This window comes from Lysobacter sp. K5869, from assembly GCF_018847975.1.
GTDB lineage: Bacteria > Pseudomonadota > Gammaproteobacteria > Xanthomonadales > Xanthomonadaceae > Lysobacter.
In genome coordinates this window covers 3,192,622-3,216,082 of the sequence record NZ_CP072597.1, presented here as the reverse complement: position 1 = coordinate 3,216,082, position 23,461 = coordinate 3,192,622, and the positions used below count along the sequence as shown (strand labels likewise).

Below are 23,461 nucleotides of genomic sequence, written 5' to 3'. Positions count from 1 at the left end.
TCACACGGCCCGCCGCGCTCGCGCGTGGACGCATCTCCAAGGAATCGACCATGACGGACTCCAGCAAGAAGCCCTCCTCCAGCGAAGTCCCCGCGCGCGACGACGCCGCGCACGAGGCCCACGACGCCGCCGCACGCGGGCAATCGGCCGCCGGCCCGGTGGCGATGGAGGACCGCATCGCCATCATCGGCATCGGCTGCCGCCTGCCCGGCGGCGCCAGCGACTACCGCGCGTTCTGGCAGAACCTCGTCGACGGCAAGGACTGCCTCACCGACACCCCGCTCAACCGCTACGACGTGCGCACGCTCGGCAGCCGCGACAAGAGCAAGCCCGGCCGTCTGGTCGGCGGCCGCGGCGGCTACATCGACGGCTTCGACGAATTCGATCCCGCCTTCTTCGGCATCAGCCCGCGCGAGGCCGACTACATGGATCCGCAGCAGCGCAAGCTGCTGGAAGTGGCCTGGGAAGCGCTGGAAGACGGCGGCCAGAAGCCGGGCGAACTGGCCGGCCAAGAGATCGGCGTGTTCGTCGGCGCGTTCACTCTGGACTACAAGATCGTCCAGTTCGCCGACCTGAGCTTCGACACCCTGGCCGCGCACACCGCCACCGGCACGATGATGACGATGGCGTCGAACCGCATCTCGTACTGCTTCGACTTCCGCGGCCCCAGCCTGTCGATCGACACCGCGTGCAGTTCCTCGCTGGTCGCCGTGCATCTGGCCTGCCACAGCCTGCGCCGCGGCGAAACCAGCCTCGCCCTGGCCGGCGGCACCCTGCTGCACATGACGCCGCAGTACACCATCGCCGAAACCAAGGGCGGGTTCCTGTCGCCGGAAGGCAAGTCGCGCACCTTCGACGCCGCGGCCAACGGCTACGTGCGCGCCGAGGGCGTCGGCATCGTCGCGCTCAAGCGTCTGGAGGACGCGCTGCGCGACGGCGATCCGATCCACGCGGTGATCCTCGCCACCGGCGTCAACCAGGACGGCCACAGCAACGGCATCACCGTGCCGAACCCCGACGCGCAGGTCGCGCTGATCCAGCGCGTGTGCGGCGAAGCCGGGATCGCGCCGGGCAGCCTGCAGTACATGGAAGCGCACGGCACCTCGACCCCGGTCGGCGACCCGATCGAAGCCAAGGCGCTCGGCCGCGCGCTCGCGCAGGGCCGCGAGCCGGGCAGCGAGTGCTACGTCGGCTCGGTCAAGACCAACATCGGCCACACCGAAGCGGCGGCGGGCGTCGCCGGTCTGATCAAGACCACGCTCGCGCTCAAGCACAAGCAGATTCCGCCGCACATCAATCTGCAGACGGTGAACCCGGACATCGATCTGGCTTCGATGCCGTACAAGATCCCGACCCAACTCACGCCGTGGCCCGCGCACGCAGGCCCGGCGCGCGCGGCGGTGAACTCGTTCGGCTTCGGCGGCACCAACGCGCACGTGGTGCTGGAAGAAGCGCCGCCGCGCGCCGAAGACGCGGCCGCCGCCGAAGACAAGGCGCCCGCCGACATCGGCGGCTACAACCTGCTGCCGCTGACCGCGCGCGACCCGGCCGCGCTGGCCGAACTGGCCGCCGGCATCGCCAAGGAACTCGAACGCGAAGGCGACGAGGCGGTGTCGCTCGACGACCTCGCCTACACCCTCGCCCACCGCCGCCAGCATCTGGAATCGCGCCTGACCTTGGTCTACGACAGCCGTGAGGCGCTGCGCGAACGCCTCGCCGCGGCCGCGGCCGGCGAAGCGCATCCGCTGGTGCTCGCCGACGACCGCCGCGGCGCGACTGCGCCGAAGCTGGCCTGGGTGTTCACCGGCATGGGCCCGCAGTGGTGGGCGATGGGCCGGCAGTTGTTCGAGAAGGAACCGATCTACCGCGAGACGATCGAACGCTGCGACGCCGAGCTGCGCAAGCATGCAGACTGGTCGCTGATCGAGCTGCTCAACGCGGCCGAAGCCGATTCGCTGATGAGCGATACCTGGCTGGCGCAGCCGGCGAACTTCGCCGTGCAGATCGCGCTGGCGGCGATGTGGCGCGCGCGCGGCGTCGTGCCCGACGCCATCGTCGGCCACAGCACCGGCGAGGTCGCCGCGTTCTACGAGGCCGGCGTCTATACCTTGGAACAAGCCGTGCGCGTGGTCGTGCACCGCAGCCGCCTGCAGCAAACGCTGGTCGACACCGGCAGCATGCTCGCCGTCAGCCTCACCGAAGCCGAGGCGCTGCGACGGATCGCGCCGTACGGCGACCGCGTCTCCATCGCCGCGGTCAACAGCCCCGCCGCGATGACCCTGGCCGGCGATCAGGACGCGCTGGCCGAAGTGGCCGCGCAGTTGCAGGCCGAGCAGTTGTTCGCCAAGTTCCTGACCGTGCGCGTGCCCTACCACAGCGCCAAGATGGATCCGATCCGCGACGAGTTGCTGGCCTCGCTCGAAGGGCTGGCGCCGCATCCGGCGAAGCTGCCGCTGTATCTCACCGCCAAGCCCGGCATCGCGACGGGCCGGGAGCTCGACGCCGACTACTGGTGGGCCAACGTGCGCAACAGCGTCGGCTTCCGCGCCGCCATCGACCTGATGGCCGAGAACGGCTACGAGCTGTTCCTGGAAATCGGCCCGCACCCGGTGCTCGGCCATTCGATCAACGAATGCTTCGCCGCGCGCGGCGCCAGCGCGCGCAGCGTGCCCTCGATCCGGCGCCAGGAAGACGAGGCCGCGCGCTTCGCCGCCTCGCTGGCGACCCTGCACAATCTCGGCGTCGCCATCGACTGGTGGTCGCTGCATCCGCGCGGATCGCAGATCGCGCTGCCGCGCTATCCGTTCAAGCGCGATCGCTATTGGGTCGAGCCGCGCCCGGTCGAACAGATCCGCCTCGGCCAGCTCGATCACCCGCTGCTGGGCCGGCGCATGGCCAATGCCGAACCGACCTGGGAAGCGCGCCTGGACGCCGAACAGCAGCCCTATCTGCAGGACCACCGCATCCAGGGCAACGTGCTGTTCCCCGCCGCCGGCTACATCGAAATGGCGGTGCAGGCGGTGCGCGCGATGACCGGCGGCGCCAGCGCCGCGATCGCCGATATCGAACTGCGCAAGGCCATGTTCCTGTCCGACGCCGAGGCGACCACGGCGCAGCTGTCGTTCTCCTCCGACGGCGCCGGCTTCAACATCTCCACGCTCGGCGCCGACGGCGGCGAACGCACCGTCCACGCCGCCGGCAGCGTGCGCGCCAGCCAGGGCCGCCGCGCCGCGCCGGCGCTGGACGCGCGCGCGGTGCGCGAGCGCAGCCCGCTGTATCTGGCGCGTTCGGCCTGCTATCAGCAGCTGGGCGAGATGGGCTACCACTACGGCCCGGCGTTCCAGGGCATCGAGGAAGTCTGGATCGGCCAAGGCGAAGCGCTCGCCAAGATCGTGCCGACCGAACAACTGCTCGGCGGCGCCGCCGATCACCACTTCCATCCGGCCATGCTCGACGCCTGCTTCCAGGCGCTGCTGACCCCGCAGATTTTGCAGCGCCAGCTCAGCGAAGGCGGCGTCGCCGACACCGGCATCCGCCTGCCGCTGTCGATCCAGGAAGTGCGCAGCGAAGCCATCGGCGAGCGCACGCTGTGGGTGCATGCGCAGATCACCTTTGATGGCGGCGACGAATTGATCGGCGACATCCTGGTCTACGGCGAAGACGGTCGCGCGCTCGGCAAGGTCGCCGGCTTCCGCGCCGCCAACGTCGAGAACGCCAGCGCCAAGGTCGGCCTGCCGACCATCGACGGCTGGCTGGCCGAAACCCAGTGGCACGAGATCGCCGAGAGCGACGCGCAAGCGCCCGAACAGACCGAGGCGGGCGCCGAGGAACCCGACGGCTGGCTGATCTTCGCCGACGAACACGGTCTCGGCGACGAACTCGCCGCGCTGGCCGAAAGCCGCGGCGAGCGCGCGCACCTGGTGCGTCCGGGCAAGCGCTACAAACTGGAGAAGGATCTGCACGAATCCAGCGTCGCGCCCGGCGTGGCCAAGGATTTGCAGCGTTTGTTCGCCGACCTCGACAAGGCCGGCGCCGGCCGCTTCGGCCGCATCGTGCACTTGTGGAACCTCGATCAGCCCAGCGTCGACGAAGCCGATACGCCGGCGCTGCAGAACGGCAACAGCCGCGGCGCGTACTCGCTGATCGCGCTGGCGCAGGCGCTGAGCACGGCGCATCCGCACGGCAAGCTGCACATCGTCACCCGCGGCACCCAGGCGGTGAACCGCGGCGATGCGGTCGAGCCGCTCGGCGCGCCGGCCTGGGGCATCGGCCGCGTGCTCGGCTATCAGGAACTGATCGCCCAGCGCGGCAAGCTGGTCGATCTGCCGCTGCGCGCAGGCCACGACCCGGTCGAACGCGTCGCCGAAGCCGCGCTGCTGCGCGCCGAACTGCTGCGCGCGGACGAAGACGAAGTGGCGCTGCGCGACGGCAAGCGCTACACCGGGCGCCTGCTGCCGGCCGAAGGCCTGACCAAGCCGCTGCCGCTGCGCCTGCGCAGCGACGGCGCTTACTTGGTCACCGGCGCGTTCGGCGCGCTCGGCCGCCTGCTCTGCCGCACCCTGGTCAAGCGCGGCGCGCGCAAGCTGATCCTGGTCGGCCGCACCAAGCTGCCGCCGCGCGCGCAGTGGCGCGACACCGATCCGGCCAGCGCCGCCGGCCGCGCGGTGCGTTTCCTCAAGGAACTCGAACAGCTCGGCGCCGAGCCGATCCTGGCCCAGCTCGACATCACCGACGAAGGCGCGCTGCGCGGCTGGCTCGCCGATTACCGCCAGCGCGAGCTGCCGCCGATCCGCGGCGCCTTCCATCTGGCCGGACAGGTGCGCGACACCTTGCTCGCCGACATGCAGCGCGACAGCTTCGATCCGGTGTACGAACCCAAGGTGATCGGCGGCTGGCTGCTGCACAAGCATCTGGCCGACCAGCCGCTCGACCACTTCGTGCTGTTCGCTTCGATCGCCTCCATCGTCACCACCGCCGGCCAAGCCAACTACGCCGCCGGCAACGCCTTCCTCGACGCGCTGGCGCATCATCGCCGCGCGCAAGGCCTGCCCGCGCTCGCGGTCGATTGGGGTCCGTGGGCGACCGGCATGATCGAAGAACTCGGCCTGATCGAGCATTACCGCAACAGCCGCGGCATGAGTTCGCTCTCGCCCGACGCCGGCATGGACGTGCTCGAACGCGTGATCGGCCAGGACCGCGCCCAACTGCTGGTCGCCACCGTGGTCGATTGGCCGATCTTCATGGCGTGGTATTCCTCGCCGCCGCCGCTGATCGAGGAACTGGCCAAGCTCGGCGCCGGCAGCGGCGCGGCCGAGCACGGCAGCTTCGTCGAAGCCTTCCGCGACGCCGATGCGCTGACGCGCTGGAGCCTGCTGAGCGAGCGCTTCCACGGTCTGATCGCCCAGGTCATGCGGGTCAAGCCCGAGCAGATCGACGCCGAGGCCAGCCTCAACGCGCTCGGCCTGGATTCGCTGCTGGCGATGGAACTGCGCGCGCGCATCCACACCGAGCTCAAAGTCGCGCTGCCGGTGGTGACGCTGCTGAGCAGTTCGACCATCGGCACCTTGACCGAGCAGTTGCACGCCGGTCTGGTCGAGTTGGTCGCCGGCGACGGCGACGACGACGGCGCCGCCCAGTTCGAGGCGCACACCGACGAAACCCGCTACCCGCTGACCCAGAACCAGAACGCGCTGTGGTTCCTCAAGCAGCTCAACCCCGACGGCTTCGCCTACAACATCGGCGGCGCGGTCGAGGTGCGCACCGAGCTGCAACCCGAGCTGATGTTCCAGGCGGTGCGCGAGCTGATCGCGCGCCACCCGAGCCTGCGCGCCAACTTCGTGCTCGACCGCGGTCAGGCCGTGCAGGTGATCCGCCCGCACAGCGAGGCCGACCTGGGCCTGTTCGACGTGCAGGACAAGAGCTGGGACGAGATCCACCAGCAAATCGTCCGCGAGTACCGCAAGCCCTACGACCTGGAGCACGACCCGCTGGTGCGCTTCCGCTTGTTCAAGCGCGGCAAGGACCGCTGGGTGATCATGAAGGCGGTCCACCACATCATCTCCGACGCGATCTCGACCTTCACCTTCATCGAGGAACTGCTGTCGATCTACGAAGGGCTGCGGCGCAAGGAGAAGACCGAACTGGCGCCGGTGCGCGCCAAGTACCTGGACTTCCTCAACTGGCAGAGCAAGTTCCTGGCCTCGCGCGAGGCCTCGAAGATGCTGGAGTACTGGAAGTCGCACCTGCCGGCGCAGGTGCCGATCCTGGCGCTGCCGACCGACAAGCCGCGCCCCATCGTGCAGACCAACAACGGCGCCTCGGAGTTCTTCGTGCTCGACCGCGAGCTCAGCGCGCGCATCCACACCCTGGCGCGCGAGCACGGCGCCACCGTGTTCATGGTGTTGATGGCGGCCTACTACGTGCTGCTGCAGCGCTACACCGGCCAGGACGACGTGATCGTCGGCAGCCCGGTGATGGGCCGCACCCAGGAAGAGTTCGCCCAGGTCTACGGCTACTTCGTCAACCCGCTGCCGCTGCACGTGGACCTGAGCGCGCAGCCCAGCGTGGCCGAGCTGATCGCGCAGGTGCAGCGCACCGTGCTCAACGGCCTGGACAACCAGGAGTATCCGTTCGTGCTGCTGGTGGAGAAGCTCGGCCTGCAGCACGATCCGAGCCGCTCGGCGGTGTTCCAGGCCATGTTCATCCTGCTCGCGCACAAGGTCGCGACCGAGAAGTACGGCTACCGCCTGGAATACATCGAGCTGCCGGAAGAAGAAGGCCAGTTCGACCTGACCTTGTCGGCCTATGAGGACGAAGCCGATGGCCGGTTCCACTGCGTGTTCAAGTACAACACCGACCTGTTCCTGCCGCAGACCGTGCAGCGGCTCGCCGCGCACTACGTCAACCTGCTCGACGGCCTGACCCGGCTTCCGGCGCAGGCATCCATCGCCGAACTGCAATTGCTCGGCCGCGAGGAGCGCGCCGACGTGCTCGGCCGCTGGAGCGGCGCCGACGACACCGTCGTCGCCGACGCGCCGGTGCACGCGCTGATCGCGCGCGCCGCCCAGGCCGCGCCCGAAGCGCTGGCGGTGGCGGTGCCGAGCGAACGCGGCGACACCCGCCGGCTCAGCTACGGCGAGCTGGAGCGCCGCTCCAACCGGCTCGCGCGCAAGCTGCGCGAACTCGGCGTCGGCGGCGGCTCGGTGGTGGCGCTGTGCCTGGACAAGTCGCCCGAACTCGTCGTGACCCTGCTCGCTGTGCTCAAGGCCGGCGGCGCGTACCTGCCGCTGGATCCGGACTACCCGGCCGAACGTCTGGCCTACATGGCCGCTCACGCCGGCGCCAAGCTGGCGGTGATCGACGAGGAGCGCCGCGAACGCCTGGCCGGTTGGGACGGCGACGTGCTGACGCCGGACGAACTGCAACTGATCGCCGACGCCGACACCGACGCCTCGCCGGTCGATGTCGCGGTGGCGCCGTCGGATACGGCGTACGTGATCTACACCTCCGGCTCGACCGGCAAGCCCAAAGCGGTGCGGGTCACCCACGCCAACTGGGCCTCGGCCTATGCCGGCTGGCGGCGCGAGTACGCGCTCGACCGGACCCGCGCGCACTTGCAGATGGCGAGCTTCTCCTTCGACGTGTTCGCCGGCGATTTCGCCCGCGCGCTGTGCTCGGGCAAGACCTTGGTGCCGGTAACGCGCGAACTGCTGTTCAACACTCAGCGTCTCTATAAGGCGATGGTCGAGGAACAGGTCGACGCCGCCGAGTTCGTGCCGGCGGTGGTGCGCGGCCTCATGGATTACTGCGAGCGCGAAAACCTGCGGCTGGACTTCATGCGTTTGCTCGTGGTCGGCTCGGACGTGTGGAAGGTCGAGGAGTACCGGCGCCTGCGCGCGCTGGCGGGGCCGGACACGCGCACGATCAATTCCTACGGCCTCAGCGAAGCGACCATCGACAGCACCTGGTTCGAGGGCGACGCCGCCGATCTGGAAGGCAGCCGCATGGTGCCGATCGGCCGGCCGTTCCCGAACACCGCGCTGTACCTCCTCGACGAGCGCCGTCAGCCGGTGCCGGCGGGCGTGGCCGGCGAGCTGTGGATCGGCGGCGGCGGCGTCTGCGCGGGTTACGTCAACGATGAGGAACAGACCGCGCAGCGCTTCGGCGAACTGCCGCTGGGCCGCGACGGCGCCCAGGTGCGGGTCTATCGCACCGGCGACCTCGCGCGCTGGAGCGCCGACGGGCAGGTGCAGCTGATCGGCCGCGCCGACGGTCAGGTCAAGGTGCGCGGCCATCGCGTCGAGATCGGCGAGATCGAATCGCAGCTCGCCGCATGGCCGCCCATCGCCCAGGCGGTGCTGACCGTGCGCGAGGACGCGCGCGGCGAGTCCGCGCTGTGCGCCTACTGCGTCGCCGCCGACGCCGGCGAGACCTTGAACTGGCGCGCGCTGCGCGAGCATCTGGCGCAGTACCTGCCGACCTTCATGATCCCCGCGCAGTACGTGCAGCTCGACGCGCTGCCGCTGTCGGGCAACGGCAAGGTCGATCTGGCCGCACTGCCGGCGCCCGACGCCAACGCCGCCGCGGCCGCGTACGAGCCGCCGCAGACCTTGTTCGAAACCCGCATGGCCGAGCATTGGAAGCAGTTGCTGGGCCTGCAGCAGGTCGGCCTGCACGACGACTTCTTCGAGGTCGGCGGCAGCTCGATCAAGCTGATCGAACTGATCTACAACCTGCAGAGCGAGTTCAACATCGCCATCGAGGTGAGCCAGCTGTTCAAGCTCACCACCCTGCACGGCATGGCCAAGACGGTGGAAGCGATCAGCCTGGGCCGCGTCGCCGGCGCCCAGCCGTATCTGCGCTTCAACGCCGGGCGCGGGCACGAGCAGACCATCTTCTGCTTCCCGCCGGCCGGGGGCCACGGATTGGTCTATCGCCAACTCGCGGTGCATCTGCCCGAGTACGAGTTCGTTTCCTTCAACTACCTGCTCGGCGACGACAAGGTCGCGCGCTACGCCGACCTGATCGAGAGCATCCACGCCGAAGGCCACTGCACCTTGTTCGGCTACTCGCTCGGCGGCAACCTCGCCTTCGAAGTGGCCAAGGAACTCGAACGCCGCGGCCGCGAAGTGCCCAACGTGGTCATCATGGATTCCTACCGCATCCCGGAATCCTTCGAACTGGGCAACGAGCACTTCGAGGCGTTCGAGCGCGAACTCACCGAGCATCTGCGCAAGCACACCGGCTCGGAGCTGCTCGCCCACGACACTCTGGAGCAGGCCAAGGACTACATCCGCTTCTGCAGCCAGACCCCGAACCTGGGCACCATCGCCGCGCCGGTCAGCGTGATTTCCGACGAGGACAAACTGGTGTTCTACGGCACCGGCCAGCGCGGCACCTGGCACGGCAGTTCGCTGACCCGCAGTCAGGTGTTCCGCGGTTACGGCAAGCACGCCGACATGCTCGATGCCGACTACATCGAGAAGAACGCGGCGCTGGCGCGCGGGATTCTGGTCGGAGAAGCGGGCCATGCGTGAGACCGGCCCCGATTGGAGCGCGCGCGGGCCGTCTGCGGACGGCAAACCGCGGGCGATCGTCATCGGCGGCGGCGTCGGCGGCATGTCCGCCGGCGTCTACGGCCAGATGAACGGATTGCAGACGCGCATCTTCGAATCCCACGTGCTGCCGGGCGGTTGCTGCACCGCCTGGTCGCGCCAGGGCTACATCTTCGACTACTGCATCGAATGGCTGATCGGCACCGGCGCCGGCAACGACGCCAACCGGGTCTGGCGCGAACTCGGCGCGCTCGACGGCAAGACCGTGCGCGACTTCGACATGTTCAATAAAGTCGTCGACGAACACGGGCGCTCGGTGACGTTCTACAACGACCCGGACCGGCTCGAAGCGCATCTGCTGGAAATTTCTCCGGCCGACGCCGAGCCGATCAAGGCCTTCTGCGCCGACCTGCGCCGCTTCGTCAAGATCGAGCTGTATCCGTTCCTGACTCCCGACCCGCTCAAGAGCGTCGGCGAAAAGCTGCGCACGCTGCTGAAGATCCTGCCGGCGTTCCGGCTGTTCTGGCGCAACGGCGCGACCCCGATGCACCGCTTCGCCGACCGCTTCCAGGACCCGCTGCTGCGGCGCGCGTTCCGCAACATCTTCTATCAAGACCCGGAAACCTTTCCGGTGCTGCCGTACCTCTACAACATGGCCTGCGCCCACAACAACAACGCCGGCTTTCCCGAGGGCGGCTCGCTCGGGCTGTCGCGTTCGATCGAGGAGCGTTACCTCGCGCTCGGCGGCATCCTCAACTACCGCTCGCGCGTGGACAAGATCCTGGTCGAGAACGACCGCGCGGTCGGCGTCGAACTCAAAGGCGGCGCGCGCCACTACGCCGACATCGTGATCTCCGCCGCCGACGGCCACACCACGCTGTACGGGATGCTGGACGGCAAGTACACCAGCCCGGCGATCGACAAGCTCTACGGCGAGATGTTGAACAAGCCCGGCGAACTGTTCCCGGCCGTGGTCTCGGCCTTCGTCGGCCTGACCGGCGATTTCGATCCCGAGGATTCGCACAGCACCACCTATTTCCTCAGCGAGGAAGAAGGCAAGCAACTGCCGGGCGCGATGCAGAACAGCATCGTCGTGCAGCTGCGCTCGCGCTATTCCGACGGCTTCGCCCCCCCCGGCCGCGCGGTGATCCACTGCACCTACTTCAGCGATTTCCACTACTGGCGCACCTTGCGCACCGAGGACCGCAAGCGTTACTGGGCCGAGAAACGCCAGGTCGCCGATTTCGTGCGCGGCTTCCTGGAAAAGCGCTATCCCGGCATCGGCGAGCGGATCGAGCTGGTCGACGTGGCCTCGCCGGCGACGACCAAGCGCTACACCGGCAACAGCAACGGTTCGATCCTGGCGTGGAAGGCCTTCAGCGACGCCGAGGAACTGGCGAACACGCTGGTCAACCAGGGCCGCATGCAGTTGCCCGGGCTCAAGGGCTTCTACATGGCCGGGCAATGGGTCGGCCTGGGCGGCCTGATCCGCGCCGCGTCCACCGGCCGCTTCGTCATGCAGTACATCTGCCAGGAGCTCGGCCGCGATTTCCAGGCCTTCGAAAGCCGCGGCGCCGAACGCTGGCACACCGGCAAGCTCGGGCACTTCCCGCAATTGGACAAGCAGGCGCCGCTGGACCGTCCCGCGCGCGCCGCGCACGCCGCCGACGCTGTGCTGGCGTCGAGCGCCTCCCCCGCCTGACAGGAGCCCGGCCATGGCGAGCAGCAAGCGAGAAAGCATGATCATCATCGGCGCGGGATTGGGCGGCCTGTCCACCGGCTGCTACGCGCAGATGAACGGCTACAAGACCCAGATCTTCGAGATGCACGAAATCCCCGGCGGCTGCTGCACGGCCTGGGAACGCGGCGATTTCACCTTCGATTGCTGCATCAGCTGGCTGCTCGGCAACGGCCCGGGCAACGAGATGCATCAGATCTGGCTGGAACTGGGCGCGCTGCAAGGCAAGCAGATGCGCCACTTCGACGTGTTCAACATCGTGCGCGGCCGCGACGGCCGCGCGGTGTATTTCTATTCCGACCCGGACCGGCTCGAAGCGCACCTGATCGAGCATTCGCCGGCCGACGCCAAGCTGATCCGCGACTTCGTCAAGGGTTTGCGCAGCTTCCGCAAGGCGCTGGCGGTGTACCCCTTCCTCAAACCGGTCGGGCTGATGGGGCGCTGGGAGCGTTGGAAGATGCTGGCGTCCTTCCTCCCTTACTTCAACGCCATCCGCAAGTCGATCAGCGTGCTGATGACCGACTACTCGGCCAAGTTCAAGGACCCGCTGCTGCGCGAGGCGTTCAATTTCATCCTCTACGAAAAGCACCAGAACTTCCCGGTGCTGCCGTTCTACTTCCAGCTCGCCTCGCACGCCAACCTGTCCGCCGGCGTGCCCGAGCACGGCTCGCTGGGCCTGGCGACCTCGATCGAACAGCGCTACAAGCGCCTGGGCGGGCAAGTGCATTACAACGCCAAGGTCGAGGAAATCCTGGTCGAGGACGACCGCGCGGTCGGCATCCGCCTGAGCGACGGGCGCGAGATCCGTTCCGACATCGTGGTCTCCGCCGCCGACGGCCAGACCACGCTGATGAAGTTCCTCAAGGGGCGCTATCTCAACGAGACCTACCGCAAGCTCTACACCCAGACCATCGCCGAGCCGCACATGGTCTTCCCGGGCTACTTCATCACCTTCCTCGGCTTGAACAAGCCCTTCCCCGAGGGCGAGCCCTGCGCCACGTATCTGCTCGACGACGAGGAAGCGCAGGAGATGCTCGGCATCCGCCATCCCAGCATCAACGTGCAGTTCCGCAGCCAGCATTACCCGGAGCTGGCGCCGAAGGACCATTGCATCGTCTATGCGACTTACTTCTGCGACATCGCGCCGTGGCGCGCGCTCAACGAAGGCCCCGAGCAAGTCAGCCGCAAGCGCAAGGGCGAGGAGCTGCACACCTTGCCGGTGCGGCGCGGCCACGAGTACCACGCGGCCAAGCGCCGGGTCAGCAACGCGATGATCCGCTTGCTGGAAAAGCGCTATCCGGGGCTGAAGGATTCCATCGTCGTGCGCGACGTCTCCAGCCCGCTGACCCAGGTGCGCTACACCGGCAACTACGACGGCACCGTGCTGGGCTGGCAGCCGTTCGTGGAAAGCGGCGAGACCATGGAGGAGGAGATCAAGAAGCACGGGCCGGTGATGGAAGGGCTGTCGAACTTCTACATCTCCGGCGTGTGGGCCACCACCGGCGGCCTGATCCGCGCCGCCGCCGCGGGCCGCCACGTCATGCACTTCATCTGCAAGGACGACGATAAGGACTTCACCGCCAGCATCGACGACCACGCGCCGCTGCCCACGCATCTGATCCATGCGGTGGGGCCGTCCAAGCCCGCGTACTCGCCGCCGAGCGGGTTTCCGCAGTTGGTGACCACGCGCGCGGCGAGCACTTAGCGGCGCGCACGGCGTGCGTGCGGCGCGCAGCGGAGGCTTCCGCTCGCGCCGTACGCACGCCGCGATGCAACGAGCCGCTGTTGCGATCGTCCTTTCGTCTCTCCTTCCCGCATCACCGCCAGGACCGGCCATGACTTCCGCCCCGCCCGCCCCCGCCGGCCATTCGCGCCTGCTGACCGGCCTGCTGCTCGCGCTGTTCCTCGGCGCGCTGGAGCAGACCATCGTCGCCACCGCGCTGCCGGCGATCGTGCGCGATCTGGCCGGCTTCGACCTGCTCGGCTGGGCTTTGTCGGCGTATCTGCTCGCCACCGCCGCGGCCACGCCGGTGATCGGCAAGCTCAGCGACCTGCACGGCCGCCGCGCGCTGCTGCGCGCATGCATGGCGCTGTTCGCGCTCGGCTCGACCGTCTGCGCGCTGGCCCCGGACATGCGCACGCTGATCGCCGGCCGCGCGATCCAGGGCGTCGGCGGCGCCGGATTGATCGTAGTCGCGCAGGCGGCGGTCGCTCAGCTCGCGGGGCCGGCGCAGCGCAGCCGCTACGCCGGCTACTTCGCCCTGGTGTGGGCGGCGGCCGGTTTGATCGGCCCGCTGCTCGGCGGCGCGCTCAGCGATTGGCTGCACTGGCGCGCGATCTTCTGGATCAACCTGCCGCTGGGCGCGCTGGTGCTGTGGATCGGCGCGCCCGGCCTGCGCGCGCTCGGCCGCGGCGACGGCGCGGGCCGCATCGACCCGGCCGCCACCGCGCTGTTCGCCACCGCCACCAGCGCGTTCTTGCTGGCGCTGTCGTGGGGCGGCGCGCGCCATCCGTGGACGTCGATGCCGGTGCTGTCGAGCCTCGCCGTCGCGCTGATCGCCGGCGCGGCCTTCTTCGCCCGTCAGCGCGGCAGCGCCGATCCGCTGCTGGCGCCGGCGTGGCTGCGCGATCCGGCCATCGGCCCGGCGCTGGCCGCGAGCCTGCTGTTGTACGGTTTCTACATCGCGGTGGCGGTGTTGATGCCGGCGTACTGGCAGCTCGGCCACGGCCTGCGCCCGGCGCTGTCCGGCGCGCTGCTGGTGCCGGCGCTGCTCACCGGCGCGATCGGCGCGCTGCTCGGCGGCCGCAGCGTCGCGCGCAGCGGCGACTACAAGCGGCCGGTGCTGCCGGGCCTCGCGGTCGCGGCGCTGGCCTTCGCCGCGATGGGCGCGCTGGCGACGCAGTTGAGCGCGTGGATGGCCAGCGCGCTGCTGGCCTTGGTCGCGTTCGGGCTCGGCCCGTGCATGGCGACGATCAACGCAGTGGCGCAGAACGCCGCGCCGGCGCGCCAGCTCGGCGCGTTGACCGGAGCGATGGCGCTGAGCCGCACGCTCGGCACCGCAGTCGTGGTCGCCGCCGCCTCGGCGATGATCGTCGCGCGCGTGCGACACGGCGGCGGCGCGCTGATGGGCGCGCTCGGCGCCGAAGGCGCGGTCGCGCGCGCGCTGCCGGCGACGACGCGCGCGCTGCTGCGCGGCGCCTTCGCCGAACTATTCTTCGCCGCGGCCGCGGGCATCGCCTTGTCCCTGCTGTGCTACGCCTGGATCCGGCCGCGCGACGCCTCGCCCGCCGAATTGGCCGAAAGCGCGTCCGGTTCGTGACGCAGTGCACGCCCGCAACGCGACCGCAACCGTTTCCTAGGGTCGTTCCTAGCTGTCCCCGCGCGGCCGCGGCCACTGCAATGGCTGCGAGCCCCGCGCCGCGCGCGTTCCCCCACGCCGCGCCGGCGCACGACCAGGAGACCGCCTCATGGACAGCGTCAACGGCACATCCGGCACTTCGGGCAGTTCCAGCGCCCACGACAGCCAATCCGCATCGCTCGGCGCGCAGTCCGCGCCGACCGCCGCGGACACCCGCGAACAGGAACTGAGCGACGAGTTGGAGAACAACCCCGACGCCGTCGCCGCGCTCGGCGCGCTCACCGCCAACCCCAGCTACGCCCAGCTCAGCGTCGAGCAGCAAGTCGCAGCGCTCGACGCGTTCAACGCCGCGCCCAATCTGGCCACGGCGACCTATCTGCAAGGCGCGGCCGAACAGACGCTCGATCCTCAGGCCACGCCGAGCGCGTTGACGCCCGACGCCGGCACGCTGACCTTGGACGGGCAGACCTACAGCATCCGCAACGGCGAGTTGATCGGCGCCGACGGCCAGGTCGCCGGCAGCATCCGCAACGACGGTCAGGTCCAGCTCAACAGCGACACCGCGCCGCGCAGCGTCTACGACGACATCAACACCCGCGTGCAGATGCGCGAGCTCGGTCCGGATCAGCAGATGCACGATCTGGTCAACCTGCACGCCGCCGATCCCAACGGCCGCCTCGACAACCCCAGCATCAACCGCGAGATGGCGCGGCTGGCCACCGAAACGATTTCCCGCGCGCGCCGCGAGGCGATGGACATGCGCGTGGTCAGCGACTTCCGCAGCGTCGAGGAACAAAACGCGCTGTACGCGCAAGGCCGGACCGCGCCGGGGCGCATCGTCACCAACGCCACCGGCGGCAGTTCCTGGCACAACTACGGGCTGGCGGTGGACGTGGCGTTCAACAACGCCAACGGCCAGCCCAGTTGGCCCGACAACGCCCACTGGGACCGCTACGGCGAGCTCGCCGTGGCGCGCAGTCTGGAATGGGGCGGCAACTGGCGCGGCATCACCGACCGGCCGCATATCGAATATCACCCCGGGCTCGGCGCCGGCGAGGCGCGCACGATGCTGCCGGCCTATCGCCAGGGCGGATTGCCGCAAGTCTGGAACAACCTCGGCCTCGGCGGACCTTGAACCGGTCGCCGCGGTATCGGCGCGCGGCATCGCGCGAGCGTCGGCGCAACGCGCTTGCGGCGCTCGCGCCGGCGCACGGCGCGCGGCCGCCGCACCGGTCGCGCGGGAGGAATGCACCGCCATGACTTCGCCATCGCCGCGCCGCGCGCTCTGCCTCGCCGCGCTGATCGCCGTCGCGCCGGCCGCCGCGCTCGTCCGCGCCGCGCCACCCGCGCACGCTACGCAAATCGCCGCGCCGCGCTTGCCGGCGCAAGGCCCGCTCGCGTTCCATCCGCACCGCGACGAACTGGCGTGGGCGCAGGGCCGGGACGCCTACCGCCTGAATTTGGCCGACGGCCGCCGCGAACGCCTGCGCGCGCAGGCCGACATCGCCGATCTGGCGTACGCCGACGACGGCGCGCTCTGGCTCGCCGCCGGCGCGCCGGAACGCTGGCAGCCGGGGCGGCGCCTTTGCCGCGGCGACGGCGCCGACCTCAGCCGCGCGTTCGGCGCCGACCGCGACGGCATGCGCATGGCCAGCTACGGCTACGCCGACGGCCAAGGACCGATCCGCCATCAATACTGGTTCGACCCGCGATGCCGCGTGCGCCGCGACAGTCTCGCGCCGCTGCCGCCGGGCGTGGACGACAGCGCCGCCGATCCGGGCGAGGCGCCCGCGCCCGGCGACCGCCGCGACGCCGCCTTGCGCGGCGCCGCGCGCGCGGCCGCCGACGGCACCGTCGCGGTATCGCGCGACGGCCGCTGGCGCGTGGTCGAGCGCGGCGGCGAACGCCGGTTGGAGCGCACGCGCGCGGCCGACGCCGACGGCGACTCGCGCTGACGCGCCCATCGATCGTGCCGCCATCGCGCGGCGCTCGCGCGAGCGACGCGCCGACTAGGGTCGTTCCTAGCTGGCGCCGCTCGCGCCGTTCGCGTGCAATGCCGCGCTTCGCGTGCGATCCTCGCCGCGGTCCGGGGGGGACGTTTCGCACATGCACGCATCGCACCACGCCACGAACATAGACGCATAAGCGCGCTCGAACGCGCACCGCGGCCGCACCGGCCGCCCCGTCATACTTTTCGGTATCGCATGAAAACGACCCTCGGCGTAGCGCTTACGCCTCCCACCGCGGCCGCGCTGATCGCCGGCGCCTGCTTGCTCGCGGCCGCGTTCCTGCCGTCCTGCCACGCTCGCGACAAGCGCTTGCTGCCGATCGCGCTCGCGCCGGCTTCGGCGTGCCCGCCGAAGCCGGCGCCGAAGCGCGAACCCTTGATCGATCCGCTCGACGAAGCCTACGAAGCGGCGCAAGCCGCGCACGGCGCGCCGGTCGCCGCGGCCGTGGTCGACGCCGGCCACGCCGCCAGCGGCCAACCCTGAGCGCCGCGTTCGCGTCGAGGCCGCGCGCCTACGCGGCCTCGGCCGCGCGCGCCAAACGGCTGTGGCGGATACCGTATCCGAAATACACCGCACACCCGATCAGCAGCCACGCCGCGAAACGCTCGTAGGTGACCCACGGCAAGCCCGAGATCAGCCACAGCGAAAAGCCGATGCCGATCAGCGGCACCCACGGCGCGAACGGCGTGCGGAACGGCCGCTCCAGATCCGGCCGAGTCCGGCGCAGCACCAGCACCGCGCTGCAGATCACCACGAACGCGCACAGCACGCCGATGTTGACCAGCTTGGCCAACTCTTCCAGCGTGAACAGCCCCGCCGCCAGCGCCGCCACCGCGCCGATCAGCCACGTGGTGCGCCACGGCGTGCGCCAGCGCGGATGGGTCTGGCCGAACCAGCCCGGCAGCAAGCCGTCGCGCGCCAGCGCGAACCAGATCCGCGCGCCGGCCATCAAGTTGGCGAAGATCACGCTGGTGATCCCACACACCGAGGCCAGCGAGATCGCCACCATCACCTTGGGCAAGCCGATCGCGGCGAAGGCGTTGGCGACCGGCGCATCGTTGCCGAGCGTCGCGTACGGCACGATCCCGGTCAGCACCAGACAGATGCCGACATACAGCGTCATCGCGATGGCCAGCGACAACACCACCGCGCGCGGCAGATCGCGCTGCGGGTCGATCGCCTCCTCGGCCGCGGTGGTCATCATTTCGTAACCGAACACGGCGAAGAACACGATCGAAGCGCCGGTCACCACGCCGCCGAAGCCGAACGGCATGAACGGCTGCCAGCGCGCCGGATCGACGAAGGCCACGCCCGCGGCGATCACCAGCGCGGCCGCGGCGATCTTGATCGCCACCACCACGGTGTTGAAGCGCGCGCCGGCTTCGGTGCCGAACGCGAGCAAGGCGGTGATCGCCACCGCCACGAACACCGCGGGCACGTTCAACACCTGCCCCGGCTTGTCGCCGAAGTACGCGCCCTGCGCCCACAGCGGCAGTTCCAGCCCGGCCGCGGCCAACAGCGCCTGCACGTAACCCGACCAGCCCACCGCCACGACGGATGCGATCAGCGCGAATTCGAGCAGCAAATCCCAGCCGATCAACCAACCGGCGAACTCGCCGAGCACCGCGTAGCCGTAGGTGTAGGCGCTGCCCGACACCGGAATCAGCCCAGCGAATTCGGCGTAGCACAAGGCCGCCGCGGCGCTGGCGACGCCCGCGATCAGGAACGACAGCACCACCGCCGGCCCCGCGTGTCCGGCGGCGACGGTGCCGGTCAGCACGAAGATGCCGACGCCGATGATGCCGCCCAGGCCGATCGCGGTGAGATGCCACAGGCCCAGCACCCGCCTGAGCTCGCCGCGCACCTGCGCCTGACGTTGCAACTGTTCGACCGACTTGCGGCGCAGCATGCGGGCGGCGAGGCTCATCGAAGCTCCAGCGGCGACAGGTCCGAGCGATGCTCGCACCCGCGGCGCGCGCCGGACTAGTCGCGCTTGCGCGGCTGGAATGCGGAAGTCCGCACAAACGGGGCGGCTCTGCCCGTTCAGTCCGTTGTCGCGCCGACCGCGCGCGCCCGGCGCTTACCCTGCCGCGAGCAAACGCATCGCCAGCCACACCGGCACGCCGAGGTAGAACGCCGCGCGCCCCAGCCATTCCATCGCGTCGCGCACGTCGGCCGCGTGTCGGGCGCGCACCGCGGCGGTCAGCAGAACCGTCGCCTCGATGACGACCCGCAACACCGCCGCGAACAGCATCAGTCCGATCGACCACGACGCCCACCAGATCAGCAAGCCGGTGAGGTACGCCCCGAGCCCGTAGCTGTAGTACTCGCCGAACGCGCCGCCGAAGGCGATCACCTGATGCAGGCGGAACGCGACCAGCGCCAGCAGCAACGGGAACAGCGCGAATTTCGCCAGCGGGTGATCGAGCCGGCGGCGGCGCGCATCGGCGCGGGCCTGGATCAACTCGGCCCAGGCCGCGGCGTGGCGGCCTTCCCAGCGGATCGGCACGCCGGTCGCGGCGAGCAGGCGCAGCAAGGACTGCGGGCGGGTCAGCGCCAGACTGCGCGTCCACCACGGCCCCGCGGCCAGCCGCACATCGACGCCGCTGCCGGGCAGCGGCACGCGCCACGGACGCAACGCGGCGAGCGAGGACACCGGCAGTTCGATGCGTTGCCGGCGCTGCTCCAAGATCCACACCCCGCCTTCGACCCGCGCCTTCGCCGCGAACGCGCGCCCGATCGCCCACGCGGCCAGCATCGGCGCGAGCACGCCCGCGGCGAACCAGCGCAGTTGCTTCACCGATTGAATCTGCAAGCCGGTGCGGGTCAGCATGTCGAAGGCCAGCCACGCCAGCCCCAGGCCCGCGCCCACGCGCAGCGCGCCGACCAGCGCGCGCCACCCGGGCGTGAGCGCCACCACGTCGACCACCGTGTCGTCTCGCGCCGCCGCGCCGGCGCGGCGACGCGAGGCGCGCCACGCCGCCAGCGCGGCCAAGGCCAACAAGAACGCCGCGCCCGCGCGCCCGACCCAATCGCCCCAGCGCACCATCAGCGTCGGCGCCGGATCGCGCGCGCTGACGAACGCCGTCAGCACCGCTTGATCGCCCATCGACGTGTTCGCCAACACCTCGCCGGTGTCGTCGATGATCGCGCTGAGCCCGTTGCTGGTCAGGCGCGCCTGCGGCAGCCGCGTTTCGATGCTGCGGAACGCCGCCACCGCCAGATGCAGGCGCGCGCCGGCGGGATAATCGGTGAACCAGGAATCGTTGGAAATGCCGAGGATGGCCTGCGCACCGAGCCGCGCGCCGTCGAGGGCCAGGTCGGGATGCACATCGTCCAGGCAGATCAGCGGCACCACGTTGACCTCGCGCCCGTCCGCGCTGCGCAGCGGCAGCACGCGCGCGCCGTCGCCCGGACGCCAGCCGCCGGTCCACGGCAGCGCGCGCCGCAGCCACGCGCCGTCCAGCCACGGCGGCACGTATTCGGTCAGCAGGAACGGATAGGTCTTGCGATAAACGCCGAGCAGCCCCTTGCCGGGTTCCAGGAACGCGGCCGCGTTGTACTCGCCCTGCGCATCGCGGTCGTAGGTGCCGAACACCAGCGGCACCCCGGCGGCGTCGACGAAACCTTGGATTTCGCGATCCAGCGCCGCGCCGTCTTCGCTGCGCGGATGGCCGAAGCTGGTCGGATACACCGTCTCCGACCACAGCAGCACGTCGGCGCCGTGGTCGCGGATCGCCGACCACGACAAGGTGTAATGCGTGTCGAGCACCTTGCGCACCACCGCGTAGGCGCCGATCTCCTTACGCAGCCGCTCGTAATCGACGATGCTGGCCTGGATCATCGCCACGCGCAGCGTCGCCGCGTCGTCGGCGGGCGGCGCTTGCAGGTCCGCGCGCCGCACCGCGCCGTAACCGCTCAGGCCGGCGACGATCAGCGCGCCCAGCGCCAGCGGCCGCAGCGTCGCGCGCAGGCCGCGCCCGCGCTGCGCGACGGCGAACGCTACCGCTTCGTTGACCAACAGCAGCAGCAGGGTCAGGCCCGCGGCGCCGCCAAGGTCGGCGCCCTGCCGCAACAGCGCGGACGGAAACAGGCCGTGCCCCAGCGTGTCGCCCAACACCTTGGGCACCAGCCATTCGCAGGCCACCCACGCCGATGCCGCGGCCAAGGCGCGCACCGCCGGCCCGTGGCGGCGCCCGGCCCACCGCCGCACCAACACGAACGCGAGGAACTGCGGCTGCGCCAAGGGCGCGAGCAGCAGCAACGCCACCGTTGCGGTCGTCGCGCCCATGCCGGTGTAAGCGCCGATGGCCGCGCCGAACCAATAGAACACCGCCGCGACGAAGGCCACGCTCATCAGCGCGCCGTTCGCCAGCGCGCGCGGCCACGTCGTGTCGCGGTCCAAGGTCAGCAACCACGGCACCAGCGCGACGAAGCCCAAGACCCAGGCGTAGCCGCCGCGGGCGTACAGGCCGAGCAAGACAGCGGTGGCGAGCAAGCCGGCGAATCCGCGCCAGCGGGACGAAGACAACCGCTCCAGGATCAAGTCGAAACGCTCCGTGTCGCGGTGGTCAGTGCTGGGTCGGAATCCGGATCGGCCGCAGCGGCAGCCCGGGCGGCGCGAGTTCGGGCGGCACGATGCGGTCTTCCGGCATCGCGACGGGCCGGCCCTTGGCGTCGCGCAAGGCGAAGCCCGGCGCGAACATCAGCACCGGCTCGATCGGCACGCCTTCGTCGGTGACCTGATGATGGCGGACGTAGCCTTCGGGCAATGGGTAATCCGCGGGCACCGCGAGCCCCATCAATGGCGGGCTGGTGCCTGGCGGATTGAACGCGCCGATACCGGTGCGCACGCCGGCCTGCTGCAAGGCTTGAATGACTTGCGCGCCGCTGGGTTCGGGGTCGCCGGGCTTGAAATACGCGGCGAGATCGTCGGGATCGTTGCTCGGCACGGCGGGCTCCTGCGGCGTCGCGTGCGGACGCGACGGCGCGCGGCCCACGGCCGGCGCGGAGGCGATGCCGCGATCCAGCGTCTGCGCCGGCAACTCCGCGGCGCGCGCGCTGCGCACCGACGCGGGCTGCCACCACCACCCGGCCACGGTCACCGCCATGGCGGCGGCGATCCAAACCGCCGTGCGCCGCCCGCTCTGGGCGGGCGGCGCTTTGGCGATCACGCGCTGACCCTCGCCGTCCGCGCGGGACGGCGGGGTCTGCTCAGGGCGGCGTGCGGTCACGACGCGATGCTCCGCCGCGCGTACGTCACGGGTTCGCCGGCTGGTAGACCGACAACGCCCAGCCCATGCGCTCGTGGCCGTACTGGTTCCAGATCGGGCTGCGGCCGTTGGTGTAGCTCGCATTGCGCGCCGCGCCGCTGCCGGTCGTCCCGCCCCACAGGCCGGCCGACACGGTGCCGCCGGTGTAGGTCGGATGGGTGTCGTCGGACTGGATGTAGTCGTAGGAGCTGGCGGACGACACGAACTTGGTGTTGGCGTCGCGCAAGGTCGCGCGGAGCGTCACCGAGGTGCGGGTGATGTAGCTGGATTCGCTTTCGCCGGACACGTAGCGCAGCGCGTCGGCATCGATCTGGCCGTCGCCGTTGCTGTCGTAGTCCGCGCCCATGTACTGGGCGAAGCTGTCCGCGCACTGGAAGCCCTTCTGGCGCGCGTACTCGCACATCCAGTAGTTCATCTTGGCGATCGCCGGCAGGAAACGGTCGCGCAGGCTCACCGTCTGGCCGGTGGCGGCGTCGGTGCACGAGCTCTGCACGTTGTCGGCGGCGTAGCCGGGGTAGTACAGGTTGGAGACGATCTTGAGCTTGGTGTTGGCGTGCGCGTTGGCGTTGATGTAGTCCATCGCCGCGGCCACGTAGGTCTTGCACGAGGCCACCGCCGAATCCAGCACGCTGTAATCGCAGGTGCCGGTCTGCGACTTGAACGCGGTGCGCGCCTGCAGGCCGTCGTTGCCGCACATCTCGAAGCTGACCACGCGGGTCGAGGCGGCCTGCATGTAGGAGCGCTCGGCCACGATCTTGTTCTCGTAGACATCGCGCGCCACCGCGCCGGACTTGGCCCGGCGGATGTTCTCGATGTCGGCGTTCCAGCGCGCCGACAGGTATTCGGCGTCGACCGTCGGCGCCGAATACTTGGCCGCGTTGCTGATCGAACCGTTGTAACCGGCGAAGATCGAATCGCCGTAGGCCACGCTGCGATAGGTGGTGCTGGTGCCGGCCCGATCGATGGTCCACGACACGTTCTGATTCAGGGTGTTGGCCATGGCCGGGACCGACAGCGCCAACAGCGCCGCAGCCGGGAGCAGCCGCCCCGCGTTGGAGCGGAACAGAGTCTTCATCCTTAATTCCCCTTCAAGGTGATGTTCGCCGCGGACGCCCGCGGGCGTCCGATGAGAAAACGCGAAGTTCTTCACGACGGCCGCGACCGGCGCGAACCGGCTCGCGACAAGGGTGTTGGGAACTGCGCGGATTGCCCCCCTGCCATCGCCCCCGGACGCTAGCGTACGGTTTCGAGGGCACGCAATGTGCGCTGCAACAGCCGCGTTGGGCTGCATCACGTTTTCGTACTTGCGGTGGATGAAGAGCGTAAACGGCGGTGTGCGGCGACACGGTTCGCAGCGGTCGCGCGGATTCGTGCGCCGCTGCGTTGGGATGCGTGCCGCGTCGTTGTGTGGGTCGCCTCGACTGGGGTGTCGCGCTGCGCCGAGCGCGTGACGTTGCAAGAGCGGCATCGCAATCTCCGGCGCCGGCGACGCGGCGCCCCTGCCGCCGCGCGACCGCGCCCGCCGCCT

The 23,461-nt window shown here is 70.1% G+C and carries 11 protein-coding genes; 7 read left to right on the top strand and 4 right to left on the bottom strand.

Going from position 1 to position 23,461, the window contains the following annotated elements:
• The first annotated feature begins 50 nt into the window (after positions 1–50).
• The 7 genes from J5226_RS13950 (at position 51) to J5226_RS13920 (ending at position 17,143) form a co-directional block, all read left to right on the top strand.
• Positions 51–9,536, top strand: a complete 9,486-nt coding sequence (locus J5226_RS13950; protein ID WP_215835086.1) for a non-ribosomal peptide synthetase/type I polyketide synthase — start codon at positions 51–53, stop codon at positions 9,534–9,536.
• The gene (locus J5226_RS13945; protein WP_215835085.1) at positions 9,529–11,256 is read left to right on the top strand and encodes an NAD(P)/FAD-dependent oxidoreductase; all 1,728 of its coding nucleotides are present in this window, start codon (positions 9,529–9,531) and stop codon (positions 11,254–11,256) included. Before J5226_RS13950 ends, J5226_RS13945 begins: the two co-directional genes overlap by 8 nt.
• A 13-nt stretch (positions 11,257–11,269) precedes the next feature.
• Positions 11,270–12,997, top strand: coding sequence for an NAD(P)/FAD-dependent oxidoreductase (locus tag J5226_RS13940; RefSeq protein WP_215835084.1), 1,728 nt, complete (start codon positions 11,270–11,272; stop codon positions 12,995–12,997).
• 130 nt (positions 12,998–13,127) lie between these two features.
• A complete protein-coding gene (locus J5226_RS13935) occupies positions 13,128–14,612 on the top strand; it encodes an MFS transporter (protein ID WP_215835083.1) in 1,485 nt (494 codons plus the stop codon).
• A gap of 148 nt (positions 14,613–14,760) precedes the next feature.
• Entirely contained in the window at positions 14,761–15,786 is a 1,026-nt protein-coding gene (locus J5226_RS13930) for a M15 family metallopeptidase (RefSeq protein WP_215835082.1), read from the top strand.
• 121 nt (positions 15,787–15,907) lie between these two features.
• Positions 15,908–16,606: a hypothetical protein gene (locus J5226_RS13925; protein ID WP_215835081.1), complete on the top strand. Its 699-nt coding sequence runs from the start codon at positions 15,908–15,910 to the stop codon at positions 16,604–16,606.
• A 249-nt stretch (positions 16,607–16,855) separates the two neighbouring features.
• On the top strand, positions 16,856–17,143 hold the full coding sequence (locus tag J5226_RS13920) for a hypothetical protein (protein WP_215835080.1): 288 nt from the start codon (positions 16,856–16,858) through the stop codon (positions 17,141–17,143).
• Positions 17,144–17,171: 28 nt separating this feature from the next.
• On the opposite strand, the gene J5226_RS13915 is transcribed toward J5226_RS13920, so the two are convergent.
• The 4 genes from J5226_RS13915 to J5226_RS13900 form a co-directional block, all read right to left on the bottom strand.
• The gene (locus tag J5226_RS13915; RefSeq protein ID WP_215835079.1) at positions 17,172–18,587 is read right to left on the bottom strand and encodes an amino acid permease; all 1,416 of its coding nucleotides are present in this window, start codon (positions 18,585–18,587) and stop codon (positions 17,172–17,174) included.
• 153 nt (positions 18,588–18,740) lie between these two features.
• Entirely contained in the window at positions 18,741–21,158 is a 2,418-nt protein-coding gene (lnt, locus tag J5226_RS13910) for an apolipoprotein N-acyltransferase (RefSeq protein ID WP_215835078.1), read from the bottom strand.
• A 73-nt stretch (positions 21,159–21,231) separates the two neighbouring features.
• On the bottom strand, positions 21,232–21,894 hold the full coding sequence (locus tag J5226_RS13905; RefSeq protein WP_215835077.1) for a hypothetical protein: 663 nt from the start codon (positions 21,892–21,894) through the stop codon (positions 21,232–21,234).
• A gap of 25 nt (positions 21,895–21,919) precedes the next feature.
• Positions 21,920–23,008 carry a hypothetical protein gene (locus J5226_RS13900; protein WP_215835076.1) on the bottom strand — a complete coding sequence of 363 codons (1,089 nt, stop codon included), beginning with the start codon at positions 23,006–23,008 and terminating at the stop codon, positions 21,920–21,922.
• Positions 23,009–23,461: the final 453 nt, after the last annotated feature.

Excerpts from the sequence above, each read along its gene's own strand:
- J5226_RS13925 (WP_215835081.1), top strand. The coding sequence starts at position 15,908 with ATGACTTCGCCATCGCCGCGCCGCGCGCTCTGCCTCGCCGCGCTGATC.
- J5226_RS13920 (WP_215835080.1), top strand. The coding sequence starts at position 16,856 with ATGAAAACGACCCTCGGCGTAGCGCTTACGCCTCCCACCGCGGCCGCG.
- J5226_RS13930 (WP_215835082.1), top strand. The coding sequence starts at position 14,761 with ATGGACAGCGTCAACGGCACATCCGGCACTTCGGGCAGTTCCAGCGCC.
- J5226_RS13940 (WP_215835084.1), top strand. The coding sequence starts at position 11,270 with ATGGCGAGCAGCAAGCGAGAAAGCATGATCATCATCGGCGCGGGATTG.
- J5226_RS13945 (WP_215835085.1), top strand. The coding sequence starts at position 9,529 with ATGCGTGAGACCGGCCCCGATTGGAGCGCGCGCGGGCCGTCTGCGGAC.
- J5226_RS13950 (WP_215835086.1), top strand. The coding sequence starts at position 51 with ATGACGGACTCCAGCAAGAAGCCCTCCTCCAGCGAAGTCCCCGCGCGC.
- J5226_RS13935 (WP_215835083.1), top strand. The coding sequence starts at position 13,128 with ATGACTTCCGCCCCGCCCGCCCCCGCCGGCCATTCGCGCCTGCTGACC.
- J5226_RS13900 (WP_215835076.1), bottom strand. The coding sequence starts at position 23,008 with ATGAAGACTCTGTTCCGCTCCAACGCGGGGCGGCTGCTCCCGGCTGCG.
- J5226_RS13915 (WP_215835079.1), bottom strand. The coding sequence starts at position 18,587 with ATGAGCCTCGCCGCCCGCATGCTGCGCCGCAAGTCGGTCGAACAGTTG.